This window comes from Hymenobacter artigasi (assembly GCF_012275535.1).
Taxonomy (GTDB): Bacteria; Bacteroidota; Bacteroidia; order Cytophagales; family Hymenobacteraceae; genus Hymenobacter; species Hymenobacter artigasi.
Genome location: NZ_JAAVTK010000029.1, coordinates 1 through 20,336, shown reverse-complemented (window position 1 = coordinate 20,336; position 20,336 = coordinate 1). Strand labels below are relative to the sequence as shown.

The following is a 20,336-nucleotide window of genomic DNA, read 5'->3' as shown; positions in this document are numbered from 1 at the left end:
TGCGGCAACAAACCAAAGCAGGCCACTCCAATGGGAACGGCCTGCTTTCGTTCATTTACCCTTTTATCATCGCCCAACTCGTTCAAGAAAAGGGTGGGTCGGTGAACACGGCCCGTTCAAAAATAGGAGCCTTTGCCCAGCCCGGTTGCTGGGGCCCGCGCCTGAACGCACTCGGTGCGGCGAGTAGCCGCCTGGATGGGCGAACGCGTTACAGCGGAACTTCGCCCGTACCTTTGGACTTCTACTGGGACCCTTTCTCCTTTGCTATGAAACTCCGTGACCGCTTCCGCCAGTTGCAGGACCCCGCCGTGGTCAAGGCCATGGTCGTGCGCTCGGTGTACGCCTCGATGGCGCTGGAGAACCAAACTGTCTCGCTGGACCGCTTAGAGGCCCTCTATGAGCAGACAGGTCCTATGCTTCCAGCGGGCGCAACTGGGCGCTGATGAGCGTCTGCAAGGGCGCAAGGTCATAGGCATCGGCTTGCCGAATGGCCTGTAAATACTCCGTTCGGCTGGTGCCGTTTTCGCGGTGGTACAAGACCACGTCTGCATAGCCGTAATTGTAGGCCAGTAGGTTGGTAAATAAGCGCGCGGTCCGGCCGTTGCCGTTTGTGTAGGGGTGAATGGCCACCAGCCGGTGGTGCGCGTAGGCTAACAAGGCGGCCACCTGCTCTGCGGCGGGCACCTGGAGCAGCAGGGCCTGCCGGTGGCGTAGTTCGTCGATGAATTCGTAGAGCAGTTGCGGCACACGGTTGGCCGGGGGCGGCAGGTATGCGCCCACGTTGGGCACCTGCGTACGCCAGTGCCCGGCCCAGTCGTACAGGTGGCCGAAGGCGCGCCGGTGCAGGTCCTGCAAAAGCCCGACCGAGAGGTCCACCGGGTAGTCGAACTCTTCGAGCAAATACCGTTCGACGCGGGCCACACCCAGCGCTTCCTGTTCATTCAAAGCGGCCTTGTCGGTTAGGCCGAGCAAGTTGTCCTCCGGTGCGTCGGTGTAATGCCCCATGCCCGCAAAAGTAACCGATGAAGGGCTCGCAAAAGGCTCACGGCGCCGACGCACGGGGACGCAAAACAAGCACCAAGGCCCTCCTAAGCACATTTTGCGCACAAAACCACTGCATGCAATGGGCTCACAATAGGCTCACGGCCATCTTACACTTGCTATATTCGGACAGATAGTTCAGTTTAAGGAGCATTCTTTTACATCGGCATGAGAAATTTTTTGGTCATCTGGGGGATGCTGTTCGGGCCCTATGCGGCCCTGGCGCAATCCATGCCCGCTCCGGGCACCGAAGCGGTGGTGGACACGAGCGCTTTCGGGGCTTTCTGTCGGATGCTAACAGCCTATAACGTGGCTAAAGCGGCACGCCAAGCGCAGCCCTGCCCTTACGCTCCTCAAGGCCAGGCCCCGGCCTGCGTAGCCGGACATCAAGACCACCTGATTCCCGTTCTATACGGCCTGATTTCGGATAGCGAGGTGGGCCGAAGGGCCAGACGGGGCGAGGTAAAATTAGCGGGGTGCCTGGTTTCAGATGCCTGTAGGTCTCATTTCTACTGCACCCTGCATCAAAAGTACCTGTGACCTTATGCCAAAAAAACCAGTTGAGTCGCCGTTCAGGAAAACGGTCCGAACAGCAAGAGGCGCTTTTCTTTGGTGTCAAACACCTCGCCCATGATTGACCGACGAAGCGGCCACTTGCTTTTAGCCCCGACCGCGTCCGTCCGTGCCGGCGATTCGATGGAAACGGTCCGCGCCGTGGTTCCAGGAGGAACGAACGAAGTGCGCGACATGGGCAATGGCTGGAAATGGTTAGTAGCCAGAAATGTACACCTGGGCCCGGACTGGTTTCATTTCCATTTCTACTTTTATGAGAATCGCTTGAGGATGGTTTCGCTGGGCGTGTCGCGCACGCGCACTGCTTTGTTGGGAAGCTGGGCCGACTGGTCGGAACGCGCCGAACGGCAGCGCGCCGAGGAGTTAAAGGCCTGGGTGCGCGCGGAGGTGGGCCGGGAAGGGCGTTTTCCCTGGGGTACCATCACCGCGGATTACGACGAGAAAAGCGCCAGCAGCGGCATCACCATCAACTACGATTGAGGGCCTGTCTGCCTCGTCCAGCCGTTCAAGAAAAGGGTCCAAACAGCGGGTGCCGGCGCAGCTCATATACGGGCGCTCGTATATTCAACCGAGCCGGCACCCGCTCGGCCAATATACAAGCGCCCGTATATGAGCCGCGCGGGTGCCCGCCGGCGTCGGCCCGCCAAACGGGCAGAAATCGCCCGCATTTCAGTCAAAGGAGCCTTTTGGTTCGTCAGCTTCTTAATGCAGCGTAATGGCTTGGCCCTGTAAAGCCTTCTCTGCCGCTGGCAAAATTTCGCAGTTATCCCAGATGCCCGTTAGGAGCGTGTGCGCATAGGAATCGGGGAGCCCATTCGCCCGCATTAGCTGATGCGCCCTGCCGGTGTCGTAGGTAAAGGCGTGAAAGGTGTAGCTAAACCGGCCATTGGTATCATCGAGCAGCAGGTACCATACCCGCGGGGTGCCATCGTTGGCGGGCATTCCAATCACACCCGCGTTGAGCCAGCATTGCCCCGCCCGCGCATCGACAAAGGGCAGTCCGGCGTGGCCGGCCAGGACCACCTCGGCCCCGGTCGTGGCAAAGCTGACTTCTTTCACCGGCCAGGGTGTGGAAGAGAACACAAAATCGGCGATGCCAGTGGCCGCCCCGTGCAGCACGGCGACCGACTTGCCCGCATACCGGAAAGCCAGCTGGAGCGGCAGGGTGCTCAGCCAGGCCACCGCGCCGGCCGACAGGCTCCGCACCGCGTAGGGAAACCAGGCGCGGGACAACAAGTCACACCGGCTGCCCTCGGCGAAGTTGCAGCCGCAGTCGTCCTCGCCCCGGATGATATTCTGTTCGACATTGCCCTGAATGGCGTGCACCCCCCAGTCTTTCACAAACTGCACCGCTGCTTCGGGTTGGGCGCAGTAGCCCACGATGTCGCCGGTGCAGATGACGTTGCCCGCGGGAATCTGCAGCTGGTCGGCAATGGTCTTGAGCGCCTCCAGGGCCTGGAGGTTCGAGTAAGGCCCCCCGAAAACGAGCAGCCGGCCGCTTCGCGGACCGAGGTCTTGGGGGAGTGGGCTATGCATGATGGGTCTTTTTTCGGAGAAGAACACAGAGCCCGAATACTCCGAAACAGAAAGCCGACGTAATCAGGTTTGTGCTGAGCAGCGCCCCGTATTTGCCGTTGCCCAGATGAAGAGCATCGGGCAGGGGGAAAAAGGTCAGCAAGCCGCCCAGCACCAGCCCCCCCACCACCGACAGGTGAAAGGCCAGGCGCGGCACGGGCACATGCCAGAACAAAAACACAGGGGCCAGCCCTAGCACCAGCGTGCCGCTGATGGTGGTGGCCGACAGAATGGCGGGGTTGAAAAACACCGGAATGGTGCCCAGCACCGTCAATACCACCATGGCCCACCGGCCGCGCGATACGCTGGGCACGGCCGCCTTGCTCAGGTCAATGCTGACCAGTTTGGAGAACGAAGCCATGGCCGAATCGAGGGTCGACGAGGCGGAGGTCACCATGATGAGGTTCAGCAGCAGCAGCATCGGCACCCCGAAATACCGCGCCACGGCTACCGGGGCTTCGCCCGTCAGGGCGTTGAGCTTGGCGAAGATGCCCACGAAGCTGAAAAAAATGATGCAGCCCGCGCCGATAGCACCCGCCCAGAGGTAGGACTTCAGCGTCGTGCGCGTATCGGAGATAAACCCCCGGTCGGTGAGCACCGGGTCGTGAAACGGGTAGCTGAAACACTGCACCAACGCCACCAGCAGCAAATCGACGCCTTGCCCAAGTGTCCATTCCCCGCTGCTTAGAAAGGGCTTCAGGCTACCCCCATAGTGCGGCAGAATGAAGCCGAGAATCACCGTGAGCAACACCACGAATAGCGACAGCTGAATCACGTCGGTCATAATCGAGCTGCTCATGCCGCCCTTGAGCGTGTAGGCCAGCGTGAGCAGAGTGAATACCACAATGGCGACGTAGTAACTGCTCGTGCCCTGGCCGCCAAAATAAGAGCCGATGACGATGGTGTTGGACCAGATTTCGTTGTACAGCCGAATGATAATCAGGAAGGTAAAGACGACCACCGCCCCCGCGCCGTATTTCGATTCCAGAAAATGGTGGATGCTGCGGTAGCCCCCTTTGTTGCGCATGGAGACGATGACAAAACCGGCCACCAAAAATGACAGGTAATACCCCGCGTAGGCTACGCCCCCCACCAACCCGAAGCTTTGGCCCAGGTTGGCGGCGTTGGTAATCGACTTGGCAAACAGCCAAGAGATAACCAGACTACTCGTCAGAAACACCGTATTGGGGGTGCGCTCTTGGCGGGCCCCTCGGAAAAATTCGGCTGCGGTCCGGGACAGCGGCGACACGAAAAACAGCGTGACGCTGGACGCCAGGACTAACGCCCACTGCAACAAGGTTGTACTCATACGGGGGTAATCAGCGGGCCCACCAGACGGGAACGTTGATGCTGTTATTTTGGGTATTGGCGGCCGCTTTTTGGTACTGCACCGCGTTCAGCGCACTCTCCGTGCCAGGGTAAGGCATTCGCTTGGGAATCAACCCATTGTTGAGGCTGGCCGAAACCGTTTTCAGGCGGGGAAAACCCGTCCGGCGGTACTCGGTCCAGCCCTCGTAGGCGTGGTTGATGTTGCCCAGCCATTTCTGCGTCAGTATCTGCTCGATGGGGTTCTGGCCATTCAGACCGTAGGCCACCTGGCTGCTGGCGAGGTAAGTGGCGGGCAGCGCCGTTCCCCAGTAGTCGAACGACTGGGTGATGCCCTGCTCATACAAGGTCCGCGCCGAGGCGGCTGTCAGCCCCCGCTGAGCGGCTTCGGCCAGCCAGAAACTGGTTTCGCCCGCGGTCATGTAGTTGGCAGATAAACGGTCCGAGTTTTCCCGGAAGATGGTCCCCGTAAGCGAATAATCGGCCAGCGAGATGGAGAGCTTGGAGGCATCCGGGCCGTTCAACAGGCCTTTATAGGTACCCGGCTTGGCCGCCGTTGGCCGGAAATACGTCGCTATCCGGGGGTCGCTCAGCCCCGTCAGCAGCTCCTCGCTGGTTTTGGACATGATGAACAGGTTGAAATCACCGACCCGGGCGGTCGCCATGCGGAAATTGTTGGGCTGGGTCAGCGAGAACCGGTAGACGGCATTGTCCGCATTCGTCTTGATGAAGTTGTCTTCGGTCACGACTTTTTGCAGGGCAACCTGCACGTTTACCTTGCCTGATATGCGCATCAAGCTCTTGATTTTAAGGGAATTGGCAAACTTTATCCATTTGCTGCGGTTGCCACCGTAGATAACATCACCGTCGAGGGCCGTAGGACCTTTGTAATTGTTGATGGAGGCAATGCCCTTGTCGAGGTTGTCGAGGATGCCGCCGGGTGCCGTGTAGATGGATTCCTGCGTGTCGTAGGCCGGCGTAACCACCCCCGCTTTGCCCTGCAGCGCCTGGCTGTAGGGAACGTCGCCGTACAAGTCCGTCAGCTCGGCGGCGATGTAGGCTTTCATAATCAGGGCCGGGCCTTCGTACACCCCGAACGCCGCATTCGCGCGCGCTTTTTGCAGCAGAATCTCGTTGTCACGCAGGTTGCTGTACATAAACGGCCAGGGGTTGCCGCCGTATTGTGGTTCGCTCAGGCTGTGCCGGTCGAACAGGTTGAAGTCGATGGCCGTGAAGTACTGCCCCAGCAGGTTGCCCGCCACGAAGGCTTCGTACGACATCTGTTCGCCGTAGTCGAAGGTAGTTTTGCGCAGCAGCAGCGACGGTTGCACGTCGACCGGCGCGTTGGGGTTCGTGTTGATGTCCTCGAAGCCGTCCTTACAGCCGGGCAGAAAGCCAGCTAGTAAGCTCAGCAGGAGGATGCTATAGATTTTCCGTTTCATATGCTGGTGGTGGGGCTTAAAAGTTCGCGCTCAGTTTCAAGCCCAGGTTGCGGGAGGTGGGGTAGCTCATGTCCTCGACGCCGGTCTGCAGTTGGTTTTGCTGGAACGAGGTCTGCTCGGGGTCGAAGTGCGGGATGTGCGACAGGGCCAGCAGGTTCCGGCCCACCAGGGCCACGGTCAGCTGCTGGGTACGCAGCTTTTTGGTCACCCAGGCCGCCTGGGGCACCGTGAACCCGAGGGTCACTTCCCGCAGCTTGACATACGAGGCGTTGTAAGTGCTGTTTTCCTCGTTGTTGCGGTCATAGTACATCCGGTAGTAGGTTTCGGCCGGAATGGCTTTGGTGTTGGGCTGGTAGTTCGGGTTTTCGGGGGTGCCGGTATTCACCACGCCTTTGGCCACGATGCCCGCGTCGGGCCGGTCGGCCGTTTCAATCAGCTGACCCGCCACGCCGGCCAGGGCCAGCGTGCGCGACACCAGAATGCCGCCCTGCCGCCAGTCAAGCAGAAAGCCGAGATTAAAATTGCCGACGCTGAACTGGTTCGACAGCCCCACCATGAAGTCGGGGTTGTAGTTGCCCAGCTTCTTCAGGGTGTTGTCGGCAATGTACTGCCCGTTGCTGCCCACAATGAAGTCTCCCTGCGGGCTGCGCAGGTAGCCCGTGCCCCACATAGAGCCCAGGCGGTCGCCCTGCCGCACCTGGTACCAGACCGTCTGGTTCACGTTGTCGTAGATGCGGTTGTAGCCCAGCGTCAGGGTTCCCACTTCGTCGGGCAGGGAAACCACGGTGGTCCGATTCAAGCTGAAATTCAGGTTCGTATTCCACCGGAAGCGGTTCGTCTGGATGGGCGTGGCGTTCACCACCGCCTCGATACCCCGTGACCGCACTTTACCCCCGTTGATGACCCGTTCGCTGTAGCCCGTCGAGTTGGCAATGGGTACGGACAGAATCTGGTTGCTGGTGCGGGAATCATAATACGTCAGGTCGAAACCCAGCCGGTCGTGGAAGAAGCGGACATCCGCCCCTACTTCCAGCGAGGTGATGGACTCCGGTTTCAGGTTGGTATTGGCAATAGTGCTCTGGTCACTGAACGCAGGCTGCGAAAAAACCGGGTTCCGCGCGTTGAATACTCCCGCCGTCTGATAGGGACTCGTGTCGTTGCCGACGTTGGCGGCGCTGGCCCGCACTTTGGCGAAGGACACGGCCGCGGGCAGCTGGAACTGGTTCGATAGCACCCAGCTGGCCGATGCCGACGGGTAGAAGAAGGCCGTATTGGCCGTGGACGTGGGCGTAGCCAGGGAGCTCGACCAGTCATTGCGTCCGGTGATATCGACAAACAACACGTTTTTATATCCCAGCTTGGCCAGGGCATACAGGCTGTTGATGCGCTTGCGGCCACTCTGCTGGTAGACCTGCACCGGCGAGGCGGCGTTGTTGAGTTTGAACACGCCCGGCTGTGCCAGCGTCAGGGCCTGGTATTGGTCGAACGAGGTCGCCTGGTCCAGGCGGTTGCCCCCGGCCGATACGTCGAGCGTCAGCGAACCCAGGCTGCGGGCGTAGTTCAGCAGGAAGTCGGTGTTGATTTCCCGGAAGAAAACGGCGTTCTCGGCGTACGCGCCGCTCTTGAAGCGGTTGCTGCTGAAGGCCCGGCGAAACTGGCGGTTCTCATTGGAGTAGTCCATGCTGCTGCGCACCATCAGCGTCAGGTTGTTGGCCAGTTCGCCCGTTAGGGCCAGATTGCCGATGAGCCGGTCGCGGTTAAACGAATTCCGGTTTTCGTAGAGCGTAAAATACGGGTTGTCGAAGTAGGTGTAGTTATAAGAAAACTGCTGAATACCCTCCAGCCCCGGCTGCCAGTAGTTCTTCATGGGGTTGACATCGGTTTGCCGGCCCAGCCAGGCACTCAGGGCGTAGTTGGTGTTTTCCGAGCCGTACTTGGTCGCGGGGCGGTTGTCGCTGGCACTGTTGATGTAGTTAATCGAGGAACTGATTTTCAGCCGCCGGGTCGGGTCAAACTGCAGCCGGGCGGCCAGGGTTTTGCGCTTGAGGTCCACGCCCGGAATAATCGACTGGCTGTTGAGGTCCGTGTAGGAAAGCCGGTAGCTGCCTTTGTCGTAATCGCCCGAAACCGCCAAGTTGTTGATGGCCGTGTGCCCCGTCTGGTAAAAATCCTTCAGGTTGTTGGGGTGCGACACAAACGGCGTCGGGGTGATGGGCAGTCCGCTGTAGAGCTTCGTATCGGCGCCGCGCACCACTTGGCCGTTGGGCAGGGTGACGGGGCTGTCGTACTGCGGCGTCAGCACGCCCGCATCCAGCCTCGGGCCGTAGCTGTACGAAATATTGTCGTTGACACCCCCGCCCAGGCCGTCGCCGTACTTGAACGCCCCGCTGTTGCCTTGCCCGTAGCTGTTCTGAAACTGGGGCAGCTGAAATGGCTGCTCGGCATAAAAGGTGCTGTTGAAGCTCACGCCAATGCCTTTGCCCGCCGACGAACCGTCTTTGGTCGTAATCAGGATGACCCCGTTGGCCGCCCGGGTGCCGTAAAGGGCGGCCGCGCTGGGCCCTTTCAGCACCGACACCGACGCCACGTCGTCGGGGTTAATTTCCCCCGCCCCGTTGCCGAAATCGATTTCCTGAAAGCCGTTGGCATCGTCGTCGACCCGGTTGACCACCGTGGCGTTGTTGATAATAATGCCGTCGACCACAAACAGGGGATTGTTGTTGGTGAAGGACGACTCGCCCCGGATGACAATGCGCGACGACGCCCCCACCCCCGTTGAGCCGGACGTGACCATGACGCCCGCTACCTTGCCCGCCAGATTGTCGAGGAAGTTGGCCGCCTTTACCTCGCTCACCTGTCGGCCGTCGACCTTCTGCACCGCGTAGCCCAGGCTCTGGGCATTGCGCTCCAGCCCCAGCGCCGTCACCACAACCTCATTGAGGGCAAGGCCCGCCACCAGCTCAACCGTCAGGTTGGTTTGGCCCGTGTACTGGACTTCCTGCGATTTGAAGCCCAGGGACTTAACAACCAGGATGTCGGCGGGCTGGAGATTGGTCAGCGTGAACGTGCCCGCGGCATTGGTGAGCGTACCTGCCTGCGTGCGCTTTACCTGCACGGTGGCCCCCGGAATTGGTTGCGACGAGGAATTGTCTACCACCTGCCCGGTGAGTTTCTGGGCAACGGCAGATATGGAGAGCAACGCAAGAAAAGCAATGAATAGTAGGATTGGTCGCATTTATAAGAAGTATTCGAGGAAAGAAATTTTGGCGAGCTACGAAATAGGAGGGGGAAGTGGATGCAGGAGATGCATTAGGGGTATCGTCCCAGGGTGTGATAGGGTATTTTCCGGGCTGGAATTTCGCACGCAGCGATGGGACAAATACTCCACGGCAGCGCCCGCACGGCGGCGGCACGTCGCGCTATCCAACACCGCCAGAAAAGCCTACAAAGCTAAGCCAACGGCAACGGCGGTGGGCGCCCGACGCCCGGGCGTGGCCGGAAGATGCGGACCGGCCCCCGAACACCGGGGCATCGGTGGCGGGCCATCTCCGGGCAGCGCGGCGCCCTTGACCGCAGGTGCACCCTGGCAGGGGTAGTTGCTTCTAAGTCGCAACAAGTCCTGTTCACAAAAACGGTCCGAATCGCTAAAGTGGGAGAAATGATGGATTGGGAGCGTCGATGCGCCCGATTGAACCTGCGAACGGCTACCGTTAGTTGTTGCCTAAGCGCTCTTGCTCCTCCCGCACCAACTGCTGCAACTCTTCTTCCGACGGCAGGTTCATCTGGTATTTGCTGACAAACAGTTGCTCGGCCAGGCCCGTGGTGGCATAGCGCACGAGTGTGTCGTTTTTCTGCGCGCACAGAATGAGCCCCACCGGCGGGTTGTCGCCCGCAGTCATTTCTTGCTCCCGGTAGTAATTGAGGTACACGTTCATCTGCCCCGCGTCGGCGTGGCTGAAGGCCCCGATTTTCAAGTCCACCAGCACGTGGCACTTCAGGATGCGGTGGTAAAACACCAGGTCGATGAAGTAATGCTCGTTGTCAAAGGTGATGCGCTTTTGCCGGGCCTCGAAACAGAAGCCCCGCCCCAGCTCCACGAGAAACGTCTGTAGGTGCGCAATAATCGCCGTTTCCAAGTCGCTCTCGCTGTAGCTGGCCCGCTCTTCCAGCCCGAGGAATTCCAACACGTACGGGTTTTTCACCACATCGGCCACCGCCAGCGACTGCGTGCCAACGTGCCCGGCCAGCACCGCCGCCTTATCGGTGGAGAGCCCGGTGCGCTCGTACAGGGCGGAATTAATTGCCCGCTTCAACTCTCGCACCGACCAGCTGTTTTTCACTGCGTGCACCTCGTAAAAAGCCCGCTGCACTGGTCGGTCCAGGGCCAGTAATTCCAGAAAATGCGAGAAGCTCAGCCGGCTCAGCAGTACCTCTGGCGCCAGGCCTGGCAGGGCTTGCTGCTCGCCCGCCAAGGGCGGCGCGACCCGTGGGAAAGGCTTCGCTGCATCCACTAAACCCGCTCGATACAATTCCGCAGACACGGTCTGCAAAATCAGGGGGTAGGCCCGGTAAAACTCGCGGCATTGGTAAAGCCGCCGTTCGGCCAGCCCCTTGACGCCGTGCAGTTGCCGCGCCAGCTCCGGGAGCAGCTGCTCGCCGTACTCGGCCCGGTCGCTGCCGCCCTGTTCGTACTCGGCAATGTGCCAGCCGATAAGCCAGTTGCGGACCGTCAGCCAATAGTTGACCTGTTGCGCGGCCGCCCGCTGCGTTTGTGCGTGTAGCTGCCCAATCTGTTCCGCCAGCAGCGAAAGCGTGTTCTCCTCCATCGGGGCAAGTTACGCTGGGCCAATGGGTCTGCCGCGCGCCCGGCAACCACAAAAAACGGTTCTTCTACCGGAAAATTAGTCCTGGCTATCGTTCACGCAAAGGGCACCGCTCTAAACGCGCTCCGTTCACCGAAACGAGCGTTTGCTCGTTATTTTGCCTATAATCAGTACTTGTGCCCATGGTCACCCGCTTCCTTCCCTGCCTGCTCGTTCTAAGCGTCGCCTGCACAGGCCGTGCAGCCGAGCAAGCGAGCATTGAATACCGCGAGCCACTGCTAAAGGAAAAAATTCTAGCCTATATCCACTCGCCTGCGGGCCAACGCGACACCGAAAAAGTGCTGAGCATAAAAGTGTCGGAGCACCGAGATACGGTGACGATTTTAGTGGCGACCTCCTATCCCGACGCGCAGCAAGTTCCCGTGGTGGGGCACGACACCTTGCAGGGATTCAACCTCTTCTTCATAGGCCAGCCACTCCCCGCGTATTACCGCGTGCAGAACCCAAACCCGGTCAAGGCCCAAGAAGCATTAAACGCCTTGCTTTCCGAGCGCTACGGCGACCGACCGCTCCCGGGAATTAATTACCAAACCTTCACCTACCACCTTGTCAATCACCGGTTGCTAGAGGACCCCAAGACAGGACAATAAACCAACGACTTTTCGCTCGATGTTGTAGTTCAGTCAAAGGGTCTGAATGGCAAAACGAGCTTTTATCTCCTACTTGGCTATAGGTCGTTGAGGGCGCCGCAACAGGTAGCCGACGTATGAGCCAATGCTCGTTGGAGTAGTGCGGGTTTCTAAAAACTCCCAGCCGCGACCACTCATGTAATTGAGGGCGGCCACGATGGAATGCATCTGACGGATATTGTTCTGGTCCTGGAGAAGTTCGGCATCCTTGACAGGTGGTTGAGCGCTTTGTCCAAACTCTAATCCTACTTCTGAAGTGTTGAAAAAGCCCGCATCTACCACCAGAATGCAGTATTGATATACGATGGGCGGGCTCGAAATAGAAGGAGTCACCTCCTGTGCACTAGAGGGCAGTGCTGGGAGGAAGAACAGCAGTGAGAAGGCCAAAGCGAGCGTTTTGCGCATAGGGAACATGTTGTGAAAAAGTATGAACCGCTCCACTCTTCCTGGGGCAAGTGAGATGCGGGTGGTTCAGTCAAACGGTCGAGGTGGCAGAAGCTGTTGCTGGGCCGTTTTTAGCGCTGCAAGTACGCCCGCACGTCGGCGGCTGATGGGCCTACGGCCAGGACGGCGTTGCGCAAACGCGTTTCGGTGCAGTTCAGGGTTTGGCACCAGTAATTGACTTCCACCGTGGAAGCGAGGTTGACGCGCGCGGCGTCGGCAGGAGGGGAAGCGAGCATGGGGCATATACGCGAGAATTCGCAAAGCGAAACGAGTGTACGAATGAGGTACCTTGATTCATATTACTGGTTTGCCTTCTTCCTAAACGTAGGGTCCTGCTTGTGCGAATTTACCGAAAGCTGTTTTGCCTGGCGGCCCTGCTGCCAGGTCCTTTGGTCGGAAACGGCCAACGTGTCCCACCGCGCTATGCGGTTCACTTTAGTGCCCACGCCGGTATCACTGGCACTGCTTTTCGGGTTGAGCTAACGCGCCAAGCCGACGCCATTTTCCTTCGCTTCGGGCGGTTGGACAGTATCCAACACACGGCCCTGCGCCAGGACCCGCACCTGGCGCCGTTAGTATCCGCGCTCCAAGCCCCCAAGTTGCCCGCGGCGGAGAGAACCAGCACGCTGCTACGCTTGGCGGCCTTGCAGGAGCAGTACACGGTCTATCGCTGGGACAGCCTGCGGGTGGCCACGGCCGGGCACCTGGCCTTTGTGCAGGCCCTCGATTCCGTTTACAAGAGCCCGGCCGCGCAACTCGAACGGGCCGACCCCAACCGCGGCCGTATCGTGCTGGATGGCACTTCGGTGCACGTGGTGGTGAAGACCGGGCCGCAAATAGTGAAGAACCTGTACGTCCAGTCCCCTTCGCCGGCGTCGCATCCCCAACTCTACCATTTGTTGCATGCGGCCCTCGAACTATACCGCCAGCAGCAACCGGCCGCCATTCTCGACCAGCGGTATACGAACGGCTATTGAGGCGTGTGCAAAGCCACAAGATGAGCAGAGAGGCTCAAAAGGATAATTTGGGTTTAGCGAAACGGTCGGAATAGCCAAAGGCGTTTTAAAAGGCTGCTCCCGTTGCGGCCCCGTGGACCCACGCGGCGATGCATCCGCTCATCGACAACACCACGAGCATGCCAAAGGCTTTCGCCCAGCGGCCGTTATTAGCGAGCAACGCCGCGACGCACAGGCCGGCGTTGCCCACCACTACCAGCGGCAGCAAGAACATCAGCCCGAGCACGTCGGTGGTGAAAAAGAACAGGCCTTTTCCATGGTGGAAGCCGAGCCATGCCCACAGGAAAAACATCCCATTGCCGCTTAGGGCCAGCAGATGGGAGCGCAACGCAATCGATGTAGGCCAGGAGAACACGACACAAAGTACAGCAGCCGCCTAGTAGTAAAAAACACGGCTTCAAGCAGTCCAAGAAAACGGTACTACGGTGAACGCGCTCCGTTCAATTGAAGGAGCATTTTAAGAAAAGGTGAAAAGAGCTTGGTAAACACTCAGCGTCTGACCGGACTCGGTATCCAGTACCGTCGTGGGCAGGGACAGCGTAGGCTCGTCTACTAAGTACATACCGTGCTGTTTCAACAGGCACAAGACGGTTTCGGCGTCTGCCGAATCGGCACGGACCAGCGCCGCGCCCGTCCTTCGGCTGGTGCCGAGTGGAAACAATGCCGCAAAATGCCCCACCATGGAGAGTTGGAGCAAGTACGCGCTATCCCCCAGCACGTATTCAAAGGACACGTCGTAATTTGAATCAGTAATATCCTCGACCGCCATGACCTTTTCTAAGGCGGCCACTAGGTCCCGGTACGGCCGCTTACGCAAGGCACGGGTAACGAAGGCATAATTCGGGGCCTGCAGCGACCCGTAAGCGGCCGTTAAGGCTTGGGGAAGCAAGTCCAACATACTCGAAAGCTAGGTGAGTTTTGTTCAGCGAAACGGTCAGAATAGCTGAAAGGAGGGTAAGTTTACTCCTGGCGCATAACACAACTATTCTGGCCCTTTCGCGTGCTTGTGCCCGTCAGCCGATGACCGTTCTTCACGTACCCGAGCAAGACCGCGAACTCTGGAATCAAGCAGGGCTCCCCCTTCGGGCACTCGTATGGGTGCTAAAGCGCGTGTTGCCGCGGGCCAATCTGGATTACGATGCCCACGACGAACAGCTCGCGTACTGGTTGGTGGAAGTGAACGACCAGAGGCAGGCGGAGCGGGAAATAGGGTTCAGCGCCCAAAACGAGCCCTTTATGTTCGCGCCCACCGACCGCAACTACGGGGTGTGGACGGACTCGGACCGCGTCTTTGTGACCGAGCAATTCGAGGCGCGAAACGATTTCCCCTTTGACGCTACGTGGAACAAGCTCTACGAGCAAACTCGGCAGGGCACACGTTCACTTTAAAGGTAGGGCGGTGAACGTACTTCGTTTGGCTAATGGAGGAATATGTCAGCCGACTGGTCGCGCTACTGCTACCTTCGCGCTGACCTCAACGGGGGGACGAACAAGTCCTTTTCTGGGGATAAACGAGCCTGAGTGCCTTGTTTTGCTGGTTTTCTAAAAATAAATAACCATCAACAAGTCGCTACGACCCGGCCGGTGCAGCGGCTGTTCGAGGGAGGTAATCCCCGGGGCTTACCCGGCGTCGCCGGCCCCGGAAACGGTGGGCTCCGGGGCGTTGCGGGCCCGGGCCGAAGCCAGCAGCCGGCCGGCCTTACGGTGCAACGCCGCAGCCGCGCGGGCCACCTGCTCGCTCATTTCCACGCCCGGCAGGGCGCCACCCAGCACCGCGAGGGCCGCGAGGCAGGCCAGCGCGAGCCCCGCCGCGAACAGCGCGGCCGCTTGGAAAAACAGCTGGGCGTAGAATTGGAGCAGGAGCATGGGGCGGGGCGGCAAAAGCAGAAAGGTGCGTCCTTCCGGCGGGCGAAGATATGGAAGAAAAATAGGTCAACACCCAGACGGATGGCCGTGCCCACCGTTGGTCAGCCTAGCACAACTTGCGTTCATTTAAACGGTGATATGCCTAATGTCATTACTTGTTGCTTCTATTCGGGACAGCTAGTCGGTTTGGCCTCGAGCAGCGCGGGAACGGATACCAGTTCCACATCGGTGAACGTGCGCAGATAGGCTTCGATGAAGGGTTTGTGCCCGGCCCCGACAATCAACAGGGCCCGTTTCCCTGGCAGGGAGGCGGTCGCTTCTCGAATGGCGACGGCCATGCGCAGGTTCTGCGCCTCCCAGGCTGCGACGCGCTGCCGTCCGACCCGGCCCATTTTCTCGCTTCGCAGCATCGACAGCCACTGCGCATCGGCGTCCAACGCCCCAAAGCGGGGCGAGTTCTTCCACTTTAAGATGGGCAGCACATCGGCGGCGCTGGCCATCTTCAGCGCTTCCTCCGGCACGGCCTGAAACGCCGGCGTGAGATGATTAAATAAATCCACTTGCCCGGGCTCCGCGGTGACGGCGGCTTTGAAAGCCGCGAAATCCGGTTGCACCGCGTCGCTGAGGTGGTCCCCGGCGCCGTACACCCGCTCCAACCCGAGGTCAGCCGCCAGCCGAGCGGCCACGGAGGACATTTCGTTGCGCAGATTGGCCCACAGCGTAACCTGTTTGGCCAAGGCCGGTGAAATGCCGTCGGCCCCGATGCGCTCGGCTGCTGGCAACCGCAGCCATTGCACTGCGGCCGACAACGGTTCGGCCGCGGCGACGAATAAGCCCGCCAGGCGCCGCCGTTGCGCGGGGGTCAAATCGCCATGTTGGCTTAATTCGGTGGCTTGGACGAGTGCCTGCGCCGCCGTCAGGCGCAGGTCGGCTTGGGCGGTTTTTGCCATCGGCAAGGTCGGCCCGGCGTACTTGCCTGCATCGCCGTGGTAGGCCGCATACGCCTCCAAGCCCATAACTTGTTCGCCGGACAGGGCCTCGGTTAAAATAAGGTCGGGCTTATAGCCGCGTAGGCGACACAACACGGGTTCGAGCCAAACGACTTGAAACGAAGCGGGCGCGGTGTCGAGATGGTCGAGGCCAAAAATCATGACCTGGGTCGGCGCCAGGACGAGCGTTGACTTGACCACCGCCGGGTCGAAAGCCGGGGGCGGGGTGGTGGGCAGATGTTGAACGGAAGTAGAACCCGGTTGGGCGGCCGTGCAGGCCGACAGGGTGAGCAGCACACCAACGAGCCATCTGCCCATGAGCGCTTGTGTGCCGCGGAGCGGCCCGCCTACAGCGGGTGTTGTCGAGCCGGATAATGGCCGAATAACGCAAGTATTAGGAAAGGGAGTCATCAACGCAAGTATAGTCCAGGTTTGGCCAGATGGCACGGGATTCCTATCTGAGATACCAAGAAAGCAGAGGGCATGCAAAGTGCAACCAAACGTGGAGCCGGTTGAGAACAGCTTATCTTACAACGGCTATCAAAGGCCCCTTTTTGTTTAGCCAAACGGTCCGACGGTAAACGAGGCAATTCATTTCAAGAAGCGACTCGTTGCCTCTGCTTCGCGGGTTATTTCGCTGGGGCAAGCGCCAGTTCGCGTTACTTGCGTCCAAATGACGAAGCGCTGGTGTTTCTTATTAGGCAGTTGGGCCGCGTTGACGGCGTGCCAACGCCGGCTGGGGCCGACCACTACCCCGCTGGAGGCCCGGTGGAAACTGCAAAGCATCGTCGATTCCACCTTCACGAAGGAAGGGCGCTTGCGTGCCCGGGAAGAATTGCCGCTAAAACCCTCCAGCCATACACACCTGCTCATTGCGAAGCGCTGCCTCGTCTACCAGAAACGCGGCGACCGTTCCTTCGCCCTTTCGCAGCCCTATACTCGCCAAGGCGATAACCTGCGCATCGTGTCGGCCGATACGCCGCCGGGGGACCCCGTGCTCGTCACCATCGCGTTCCTTGACGCGCATCGGTTGGTGTTACGGCTGGTGCAGCCCTACCCACCGGGTTGGAGGTACGATTACTCGACCTACACTTCCTTCTACACAAGATGAGGGTGGATGAACGTTAAAAAGGCCCTGCTGAGCTCCTTACCGCCGCTGGGGGTTCCTTTCGGTGAAGCGTATACTAGCACTGCTTCCTTCACAAAACCTGTCCAAGAAAACGGTCTGCTTGATTGAACTGGTGCGCGGGTTTGTGGCCGGCTTTCCCAACGGTTCGCGAACCCATGGACCCGGAACCTGGTCCGCAGACGGGCCCGGGCGCCCACGGCCGCCCCCGCACGGGCGGGGCCGCTCAGGAAAACACGGGGCGAAAGAAGCTGCGCTCGTAGCTGAGGATGCAGCGCGTGTCCTCGGCGAACCGAAAGGCGGCTTGGCACGCCGGGTCCTGGGCGGCCTGGTGCCGGTACTGCTCGTACGCCGCCAAGCTGCCGAAGGTAAACAGCGCCAGCGCAATGTTGTTGGCGCCTTCGCCGGGCAGAAAATACCCGTGGTGCTGGCCGCCGAACCGCTCGACCAGCGGAATCCATAACTTGCCGTAGTGCTCAAAATCGGCCAGTTTGCTCGGGTCGAGCACGTAACGGATGTAGACCGTGACCATCGTCGCTGTTCGTGAGGTGAAGGCGGTTGCGCCGCCGCACAAAGAAACGGGGCCGCGGCACAAATCAACTGGATGGGTTTCATGGGGCGCACTCAGGGCCATGAATCGCTTACCGGTCGCTAGGCGGTGCCTTCGCAGGACCGGGGCTTTTTTGGGCAGGAGCGGGAGCCACTACCTTGCTTACGCGCCGTTAGTCACCGGGCTACCCCTGCGGCTTTCGCCGCGCTGACCACCGCCAGAGGCCGCCGGCCAACAGCACCAGCGCCGCGCCCACGGCCGCCGCCTTCGGCACGGCCGGAGCACCGGCCGTGGTCGGTCTCGCCTGGGCAATGGAAGCGTCGGTGAAGGCCTGGCGGCTGGTGGCCGCCAGAATCAGGCGCGTGGCTTCGGCCGGCTGGTCTCACTGCGGAAAGTGGCCGCAGTGCTCGAACCAATACAGGCGCGCATCCGGGAATTTCTCCAGCGCCAGGGCCGCCTGGCTGGGCAGGCACACCCGGTCCTGCCGGCCCCAGCCGATGACCAACGGTTCGGTGATGCTGCCCGTGGGCGCCGGCTGCTGCACTGCGCCGTGCGCCAGCTGGTCGAGCAATTCGTCGAAGGCCGGCGCGTGGGCAAAGCTGTGCATCTCGTCGCGGGCCAGCTGCGCGTCCACGGCCCAGGGCCGGGCCGAAAACTGCGGCAGCAGCACGGTGCGCCCCAGGGCCGAACCGGCCAGCATGGGCATCACCGGCTGCAGGGCCTTGACCAGCTTCCCGGACAGGGACACCGAGTGGTAGAAAAACGGAATCTGCCAGCCCTGCCAGAACCCGCCCGGGTCCAGCGAGACCACCGCGCCAAGCACGCCGCCACGCCGGGCCAGCTCCAGCACCAGCCGGGCGCCCATCGAGCTGCCCACAGCATCAATGCCGAGCAGGTCATGCTGGATGAGAAAGGACGTGAGCGCATCGGCAAAGGTCCCAATGGAGTGGAGGCCCGTGAGGTTGGGGGATTCGCCGTGGCCGGGCAAATCCACGGCAATAACGTCGCGCTCGGCCGCCAGCGGGTTGAGGAGGGTGTTCCAGGACCGCCAGCTGCCGCCGAGGCCGTGAACCAGTAGCAAGGGGCGGCCGGTGCCGCGGCGAATGAAGTGCAGGTTCATAACGGAAGAAGGAGAAAGTGTAACCCCTAAACGCAGCGCCGTAAGAAACGGCTCTCCTCGTTGGTCCAGCACTTCGGTTCCGCCTCATGTTTATTCAACCGGTCGTGGCCTAAACTCGCTCCGTTCAAAAATAGGAGCCAATCTTTGAACCCATTATGACGCCTTCCCAGCTTGAGCAGGCCGTGCTCTCCTTTGTGCAGCTACGTACTGGCGGCGACAGCTCGGTAACGCTCAACACGCTAATATTCGACGAGTTGCAAATCGACGGGCTGGACGCATACACCTTCATGGAGGACTTCATGAACGAATTTGACGTCGACATGAGCGGATACGACCCCGAGCGGTACGCCATCAGTTAAGCTGATTTGGCCAATATTTTCAAAACGTTGTGGCGCGCCGTATTCAATCGCCGCGCATTGGTAAAACTTTCCTTCCTGGTGCGCCACCTGGTCGCGGTGGCCAAACAAGGGCAGTGGTGTAATTACTAGCTGAATTAACAAGTTAAGTTGGTATACACGTGGCTTTGCTTTATGGGAACTCACAAAAATGCTGCGTTGACTGTTCGCCAGCGGGAAGCGGTACAGTTGGCCGCCCGCGAAGGCACGGCTAGCCGCCGCCAATTGGCCCGCCGCTACGGGGTAAGCCTGACCACGATTCAGCGCTGGGTGCCGCGCCCGGGCGGCCAGGACCGCCCACTGGGGCGGCCGGTGGGCACGGGTTCGCCCGTGCCCGACTACGAAGCGGCCGTGCTGGTTGAGCGCATCCGCCACCCCGGCCACGGGCCGGTGCGTATCGCCCACGACATGCGCCCGCGCTTTGCCCGCGCCCACCGGGGCACGGTTCTTTCGTTGCTGCAAGCCCATGGCCTTACGCGGGGCACGCGCCCAAAAAAAGAAGCCGCGGCCCCTGCCCGTGGGGCGGCACCGGGCGCAGATGGACGTGCAGTTCCTGCCCAAACTGCCGCAGGGCAAGTGGTTTGACTACAAAGTATCGGTGATTCACCTGGCGACCCGGCTCAAGTACAGCGAAATCCACGACAACCAGGAATCGGCCACGTTGGCGCAGGTACTGGTCCGGGCCGTGGCCCGGCTGCCGCCTTTTTGGGTGGTCTTCACCGACAACCACATGGTCTTCACGATGAAATACACGGCCCACCCCACCCGCCTGACGGCCTTCGACCGGCAGTGCCAGGCGCTGGGCATCGCCCACGCCCTGATTCCCAAAGGCAAGCCCTGGCGCAACGGCTTCATCGAGCGCAGCAACCGCACCGACAAGGCCGAGCTGTTCAGCCAGCGGCGCTTCGCCGACAACGAGGAGCGGCGCTACTACCTGTGCCTGTGGGAAATGGAGTACAATCATGAGCGGCCCCACCAGGGAATTGATAACCAAACGCCCAAGCAACGATGTCGGCAAATTCATCCGACATTCGCTACTTGCTGTATACCAATTTAACTTGTTAATTCAAGTAGGAGCGGGAGTTATAGCGGGCGTTTGAAGAAATTAGAAGCTTTGCGGGCGGTTGGTAGTGGCTGAATTTTGTCTTTTTCATGCTGGTTTTTTCTTCCGAAAGTTGGTTGCCATTACCGGTGTAGAAGTGTGCGTTCGCTTTGTTTTACTGATGTGTCAGGGCAAAAATAGAATGGTAAAGCTCACTTGTTTGATAGGGCTTCCGCACCAAATATCAGGCATTTTGCAGTAGTCGCCGGAGGTACTCATTGTCGTAGGCCGCTTGCTTACGCTTGCGTTTGAGGCTGAT

23 protein-coding genes are annotated in these 20,336 nt (G+C 60.1%); 9 read left to right on the top strand and 14 right to left on the bottom strand.

Translation table 11 applies throughout. From position 1 onward, the window contains the following. On the top strand, nucleotides 1-443 hold a 443-nt coding region (locus tag HBN54_RS23300; protein ID WP_210428158.1), incomplete at its 5' end, for a hypothetical protein. Here the strand turns inward: HBN54_RS23300 and HBN54_RS22830 are convergent. Beyond that, on the bottom strand, nucleotides 412-1,005 hold the full coding sequence (locus HBN54_RS22830) for a Fic/DOC family protein (RefSeq protein ID WP_168675560.1): 594 nt from the start codon (nucleotides 1,003-1,005) through the stop codon (nucleotides 412-414). The two genes, HBN54_RS23300 and HBN54_RS22830, sit on opposite strands and share 32 nt — an antisense overlap. Nucleotides 1,006-1,671: 666 nt before the next feature. Between HBN54_RS22830 and HBN54_RS22825 the strand changes: the two genes are divergently transcribed. Continuing rightward, on the top strand, nucleotides 1,672-2,094 hold the full coding sequence (locus HBN54_RS22825; protein WP_168675559.1) for a hypothetical protein: 423 nt from the start codon (nucleotides 1,672-1,674) through the stop codon (nucleotides 2,092-2,094). Between the two features lie 222 nt (nucleotides 2,095-2,316). Here HBN54_RS22825 and HBN54_RS22820 read toward each other — a convergent pair whose 3' ends face one another. The 5 genes from HBN54_RS22820 to HBN54_RS22800 form a co-directional block, all read right to left on the bottom strand. Continuing rightward, entirely contained in the window at nucleotides 2,317-3,150 is an 834-nt protein-coding gene (locus HBN54_RS22820) for a metallophosphoesterase family protein (RefSeq protein ID WP_168675558.1), read from the bottom strand. Beyond that, a complete protein-coding gene (locus HBN54_RS22815) occupies nucleotides 3,143-4,498 on the bottom strand; it encodes a sodium:solute symporter family transporter (RefSeq protein ID WP_168675557.1) in 1,356 nt (451 codons plus the stop codon). Before HBN54_RS22815 ends, HBN54_RS22820 begins: the two co-directional genes overlap by 8 nt. Nucleotides 4,499-4,508: 10 nt before the next feature. Continuing rightward, nucleotides 4,509-5,957 carry a SusD/RagB family nutrient-binding outer membrane lipoprotein gene (locus HBN54_RS22810; RefSeq protein WP_168675556.1) on the bottom strand — a complete coding sequence of 483 codons (1,449 nt, stop codon included), beginning with the start codon at nucleotides 5,955-5,957 and terminating at the stop codon, nucleotides 4,509-4,511. A gap of 16 nt (nucleotides 5,958-5,973) precedes the next feature. Then, nucleotides 5,974-9,156: a SusC/RagA family TonB-linked outer membrane protein gene (locus HBN54_RS22805; RefSeq protein ID WP_235955676.1), complete on the bottom strand. Its 3,183-nt coding sequence runs from the start codon at nucleotides 9,154-9,156 to the stop codon at nucleotides 5,974-5,976. 511 nt (nucleotides 9,157-9,667) lie between these two features. Continuing rightward, a complete protein-coding gene (locus tag HBN54_RS22800) occupies nucleotides 9,668-10,783 on the bottom strand; it encodes a PDDEXK nuclease domain-containing protein (RefSeq protein WP_168675554.1) in 1,116 nt (371 codons plus the stop codon). A 179-nt stretch (nucleotides 10,784-10,962) separates the two neighbouring features. Between HBN54_RS22800 and HBN54_RS22795 the strand changes: the two genes are divergently transcribed. Beyond that, complete coding sequence (locus HBN54_RS22795; protein ID WP_168675553.1) at nucleotides 10,963-11,430, top strand: hypothetical protein; 468 nt, start codon at nucleotides 10,963-10,965, stop codon at nucleotides 11,428-11,430. Nucleotides 11,431-11,499: 69 nt separating this feature from the next. Here HBN54_RS22795 and HBN54_RS22790 read toward each other — a convergent pair whose 3' ends face one another. Continuing rightward, on the bottom strand, nucleotides 11,500-11,874 hold the full coding sequence (locus tag HBN54_RS22790; protein WP_168675552.1) for a hypothetical protein: 375 nt from the start codon (nucleotides 11,872-11,874) through the stop codon (nucleotides 11,500-11,502). Nucleotides 11,875-11,984: 110 nt separating this feature from the next. Then, entirely contained in the window at nucleotides 11,985-12,149 is a 165-nt protein-coding gene (locus HBN54_RS22785) for a DUF3606 domain-containing protein (protein ID WP_168675551.1), read from the bottom strand. 285 nt (nucleotides 12,150-12,434) lie between these two features. On the opposite strand from HBN54_RS22785, the gene HBN54_RS22780 reads away from it, so the two are divergent. After that, nucleotides 12,435-12,890 (top strand): hypothetical protein, encoded by a 456-nt coding sequence (locus HBN54_RS22780; protein ID WP_168675550.1) that lies wholly within the window; start codon nucleotides 12,435-12,437, stop codon nucleotides 12,888-12,890. Nucleotides 12,891-12,975: 85 nt separating this feature from the next. On the opposite strand, the gene HBN54_RS22775 is transcribed toward HBN54_RS22780, so the two are convergent. Continuing rightward, a complete protein-coding gene (locus HBN54_RS22775; RefSeq protein ID WP_168675549.1) occupies nucleotides 12,976-13,257 on the bottom strand; it encodes a hypothetical protein in 282 nt (93 codons plus the stop codon). Nucleotides 13,258-13,386: 129 nt separating this feature from the next. Further along, nucleotides 13,387-13,827 (bottom strand): hypothetical protein, encoded by a 441-nt coding sequence (locus HBN54_RS22770; protein WP_168675548.1) that lies wholly within the window; start codon nucleotides 13,825-13,827, stop codon nucleotides 13,387-13,389. Nucleotides 13,828-13,949: 122 nt separating this feature from the next. Here HBN54_RS22770 and HBN54_RS22765 point away from each other — a divergent pair, with 122 nt between their 5' ends. Beyond that, a complete protein-coding gene (locus HBN54_RS22765) occupies nucleotides 13,950-14,318 on the top strand; it encodes a hypothetical protein (RefSeq protein WP_168675547.1) in 369 nt (122 codons plus the stop codon). A gap of 231 nt (nucleotides 14,319-14,549) precedes the next feature. Here HBN54_RS22765 and HBN54_RS22760 read toward each other — a convergent pair whose 3' ends face one another. Then, nucleotides 14,550-14,795, bottom strand: coding sequence for a hypothetical protein (locus tag HBN54_RS22760; RefSeq protein WP_168675546.1), 246 nt, complete (start codon nucleotides 14,793-14,795; stop codon nucleotides 14,550-14,552). A gap of 164 nt (nucleotides 14,796-14,959) precedes the next feature. After that, a complete protein-coding gene (locus tag HBN54_RS22755; protein WP_168675545.1) occupies nucleotides 14,960-16,102 on the bottom strand; it encodes a DUF5694 domain-containing protein in 1,143 nt (380 codons plus the stop codon). A 355-nt stretch (nucleotides 16,103-16,457) separates the two neighbouring features. Between HBN54_RS22755 and HBN54_RS22750 the strand changes: the two genes are divergently transcribed. Beyond that, on the top strand, nucleotides 16,458-16,895 hold the full coding sequence (locus HBN54_RS22750; RefSeq protein ID WP_168675544.1) for a hypothetical protein: 438 nt from the start codon (nucleotides 16,458-16,460) through the stop codon (nucleotides 16,893-16,895). A gap of 241 nt (nucleotides 16,896-17,136) precedes the next feature. Here the strand turns inward: HBN54_RS22750 and HBN54_RS22745 are convergent, their stop codons facing one another. Beyond that, complete coding sequence (locus tag HBN54_RS22745) at nucleotides 17,137-17,442, bottom strand: NIPSNAP family protein (protein WP_168675543.1); 306 nt, start codon at nucleotides 17,440-17,442, stop codon at nucleotides 17,137-17,139. Nucleotides 17,443-17,842: 400 nt separating this feature from the next. Further along, nucleotides 17,843-18,580 carry an alpha/beta fold hydrolase gene (locus HBN54_RS22740; protein WP_168675542.1) on the bottom strand — a complete coding sequence of 246 codons (738 nt, stop codon included), beginning with the start codon at nucleotides 18,578-18,580 and terminating at the stop codon, nucleotides 17,843-17,845. A gap of 155 nt (nucleotides 18,581-18,735) precedes the next feature. On the opposite strand from HBN54_RS22740, the gene HBN54_RS22735 reads away from it, so the two are divergent. From HBN54_RS22735 to HBN54_RS22725, 3 genes are all read left to right on the top strand, one after another. Continuing rightward, nucleotides 18,736-18,939, top strand: a complete 204-nt coding sequence (locus HBN54_RS22735) for a DUF1493 family protein (protein WP_168675541.1) — start codon at nucleotides 18,736-18,738, stop codon at nucleotides 18,937-18,939. A gap of 195 nt (nucleotides 18,940-19,134) precedes the next feature. Further along, nucleotides 19,135-19,560, top strand: a complete 426-nt coding sequence (locus tag HBN54_RS22730) for a helix-turn-helix domain-containing protein (RefSeq protein WP_210428157.1) — start codon at nucleotides 19,135-19,137, stop codon at nucleotides 19,558-19,560. Next, nucleotides 19,514-20,032 (top strand): integrase core domain-containing protein, encoded by a 519-nt coding sequence (locus HBN54_RS22725; RefSeq protein WP_168675539.1) that lies wholly within the window; start codon nucleotides 19,514-19,516, stop codon nucleotides 20,030-20,032. Before HBN54_RS22730 ends, HBN54_RS22725 begins: the two co-directional genes overlap by 47 nt. Nucleotides 20,033-20,336 lie beyond the last annotated feature (304 nt).

What these genes read in the sequence shown, in the direction of transcription:
- HBN54_RS22755 (WP_168675545.1), bottom strand. Translation starts at nt 16,102, where the DNA reads ATGGGCAGATGGCTCGTTGGTGTGCTGCTCACCCTGTCGGCCTGCACG.
- HBN54_RS22790 (WP_168675552.1), bottom strand. Translation starts at nt 11,874, where the DNA reads ATGCGCAAAACGCTCGCTTTGGCCTTCTCACTGCTGTTCTTCCTCCCA.
- HBN54_RS22810 (WP_168675556.1), bottom strand. Translation starts at nt 5,957, where the DNA reads ATGAAACGGAAAATCTATAGCATCCTCCTGCTGAGCTTACTAGCTGGC.
- HBN54_RS22765 (WP_168675547.1), top strand. Translation starts at nt 13,950, where the DNA reads ATGACCGTTCTTCACGTACCCGAGCAAGACCGCGAACTCTGGAATCAA.
- HBN54_RS22825 (WP_168675559.1), top strand. Translation starts at nt 1,672, where the DNA reads ATGATTGACCGACGAAGCGGCCACTTGCTTTTAGCCCCGACCGCGTCC.
- HBN54_RS22750 (WP_168675544.1), top strand. Translation starts at nt 16,458, where the DNA reads ATGACGAAGCGCTGGTGTTTCTTATTAGGCAGTTGGGCCGCGTTGACG.
- HBN54_RS22795 (WP_168675553.1), top strand. Translation starts at nt 10,963, where the DNA reads ATGGTCACCCGCTTCCTTCCCTGCCTGCTCGTTCTAAGCGTCGCCTGC.
- HBN54_RS22760 (WP_168675546.1), bottom strand. Translation starts at nt 14,795, where the DNA reads ATGCTCCTGCTCCAATTCTACGCCCAGCTGTTTTTCCAAGCGGCCGCG.
- HBN54_RS22740 (WP_168675542.1), bottom strand. Translation starts at nt 18,580, where the DNA reads ATGAACCTGCACTTCATTCGCCGCGGCACCGGCCGCCCCTTGCTACTG.
- HBN54_RS22735 (WP_168675541.1), top strand. Translation starts at nt 18,736, where the DNA reads ATGACGCCTTCCCAGCTTGAGCAGGCCGTGCTCTCCTTTGTGCAGCTA.
- HBN54_RS22785 (WP_168675551.1), bottom strand. Translation starts at nt 12,149, where the DNA reads ATGCTCGCTTCCCCTCCTGCCGACGCCGCGCGCGTCAACCTCGCTTCC.
- HBN54_RS22800 (WP_168675554.1), bottom strand. Translation starts at nt 10,783, where the DNA reads ATGGAGGAGAACACGCTTTCGCTGCTGGCGGAACAGATTGGGCAGCTA.
- HBN54_RS22830 (WP_168675560.1), bottom strand. Translation starts at nt 1,005, where the DNA reads ATGGGGCATTACACCGACGCACCGGAGGACAACTTGCTCGGCCTAACC.
- HBN54_RS22745 (WP_168675543.1), bottom strand. Translation starts at nt 17,442, where the DNA reads ATGGTCACGGTCTACATCCGTTACGTGCTCGACCCGAGCAAACTGGCC.
- HBN54_RS22770 (WP_168675548.1), bottom strand. Translation starts at nt 13,827, where the DNA reads ATGTTGGACTTGCTTCCCCAAGCCTTAACGGCCGCTTACGGGTCGCTG.
- HBN54_RS22815 (WP_168675557.1), bottom strand. Translation starts at nt 4,498, where the DNA reads ATGAGTACAACCTTGTTGCAGTGGGCGTTAGTCCTGGCGTCCAGCGTC.
- HBN54_RS22725 (WP_168675539.1), top strand. Translation starts at nt 19,514, where the DNA reads ATGGACGTGCAGTTCCTGCCCAAACTGCCGCAGGGCAAGTGGTTTGAC.
- HBN54_RS22820 (WP_168675558.1), bottom strand. Translation starts at nt 3,150, where the DNA reads ATGCATAGCCCACTCCCCCAAGACCTCGGTCCGCGAAGCGGCCGGCTG.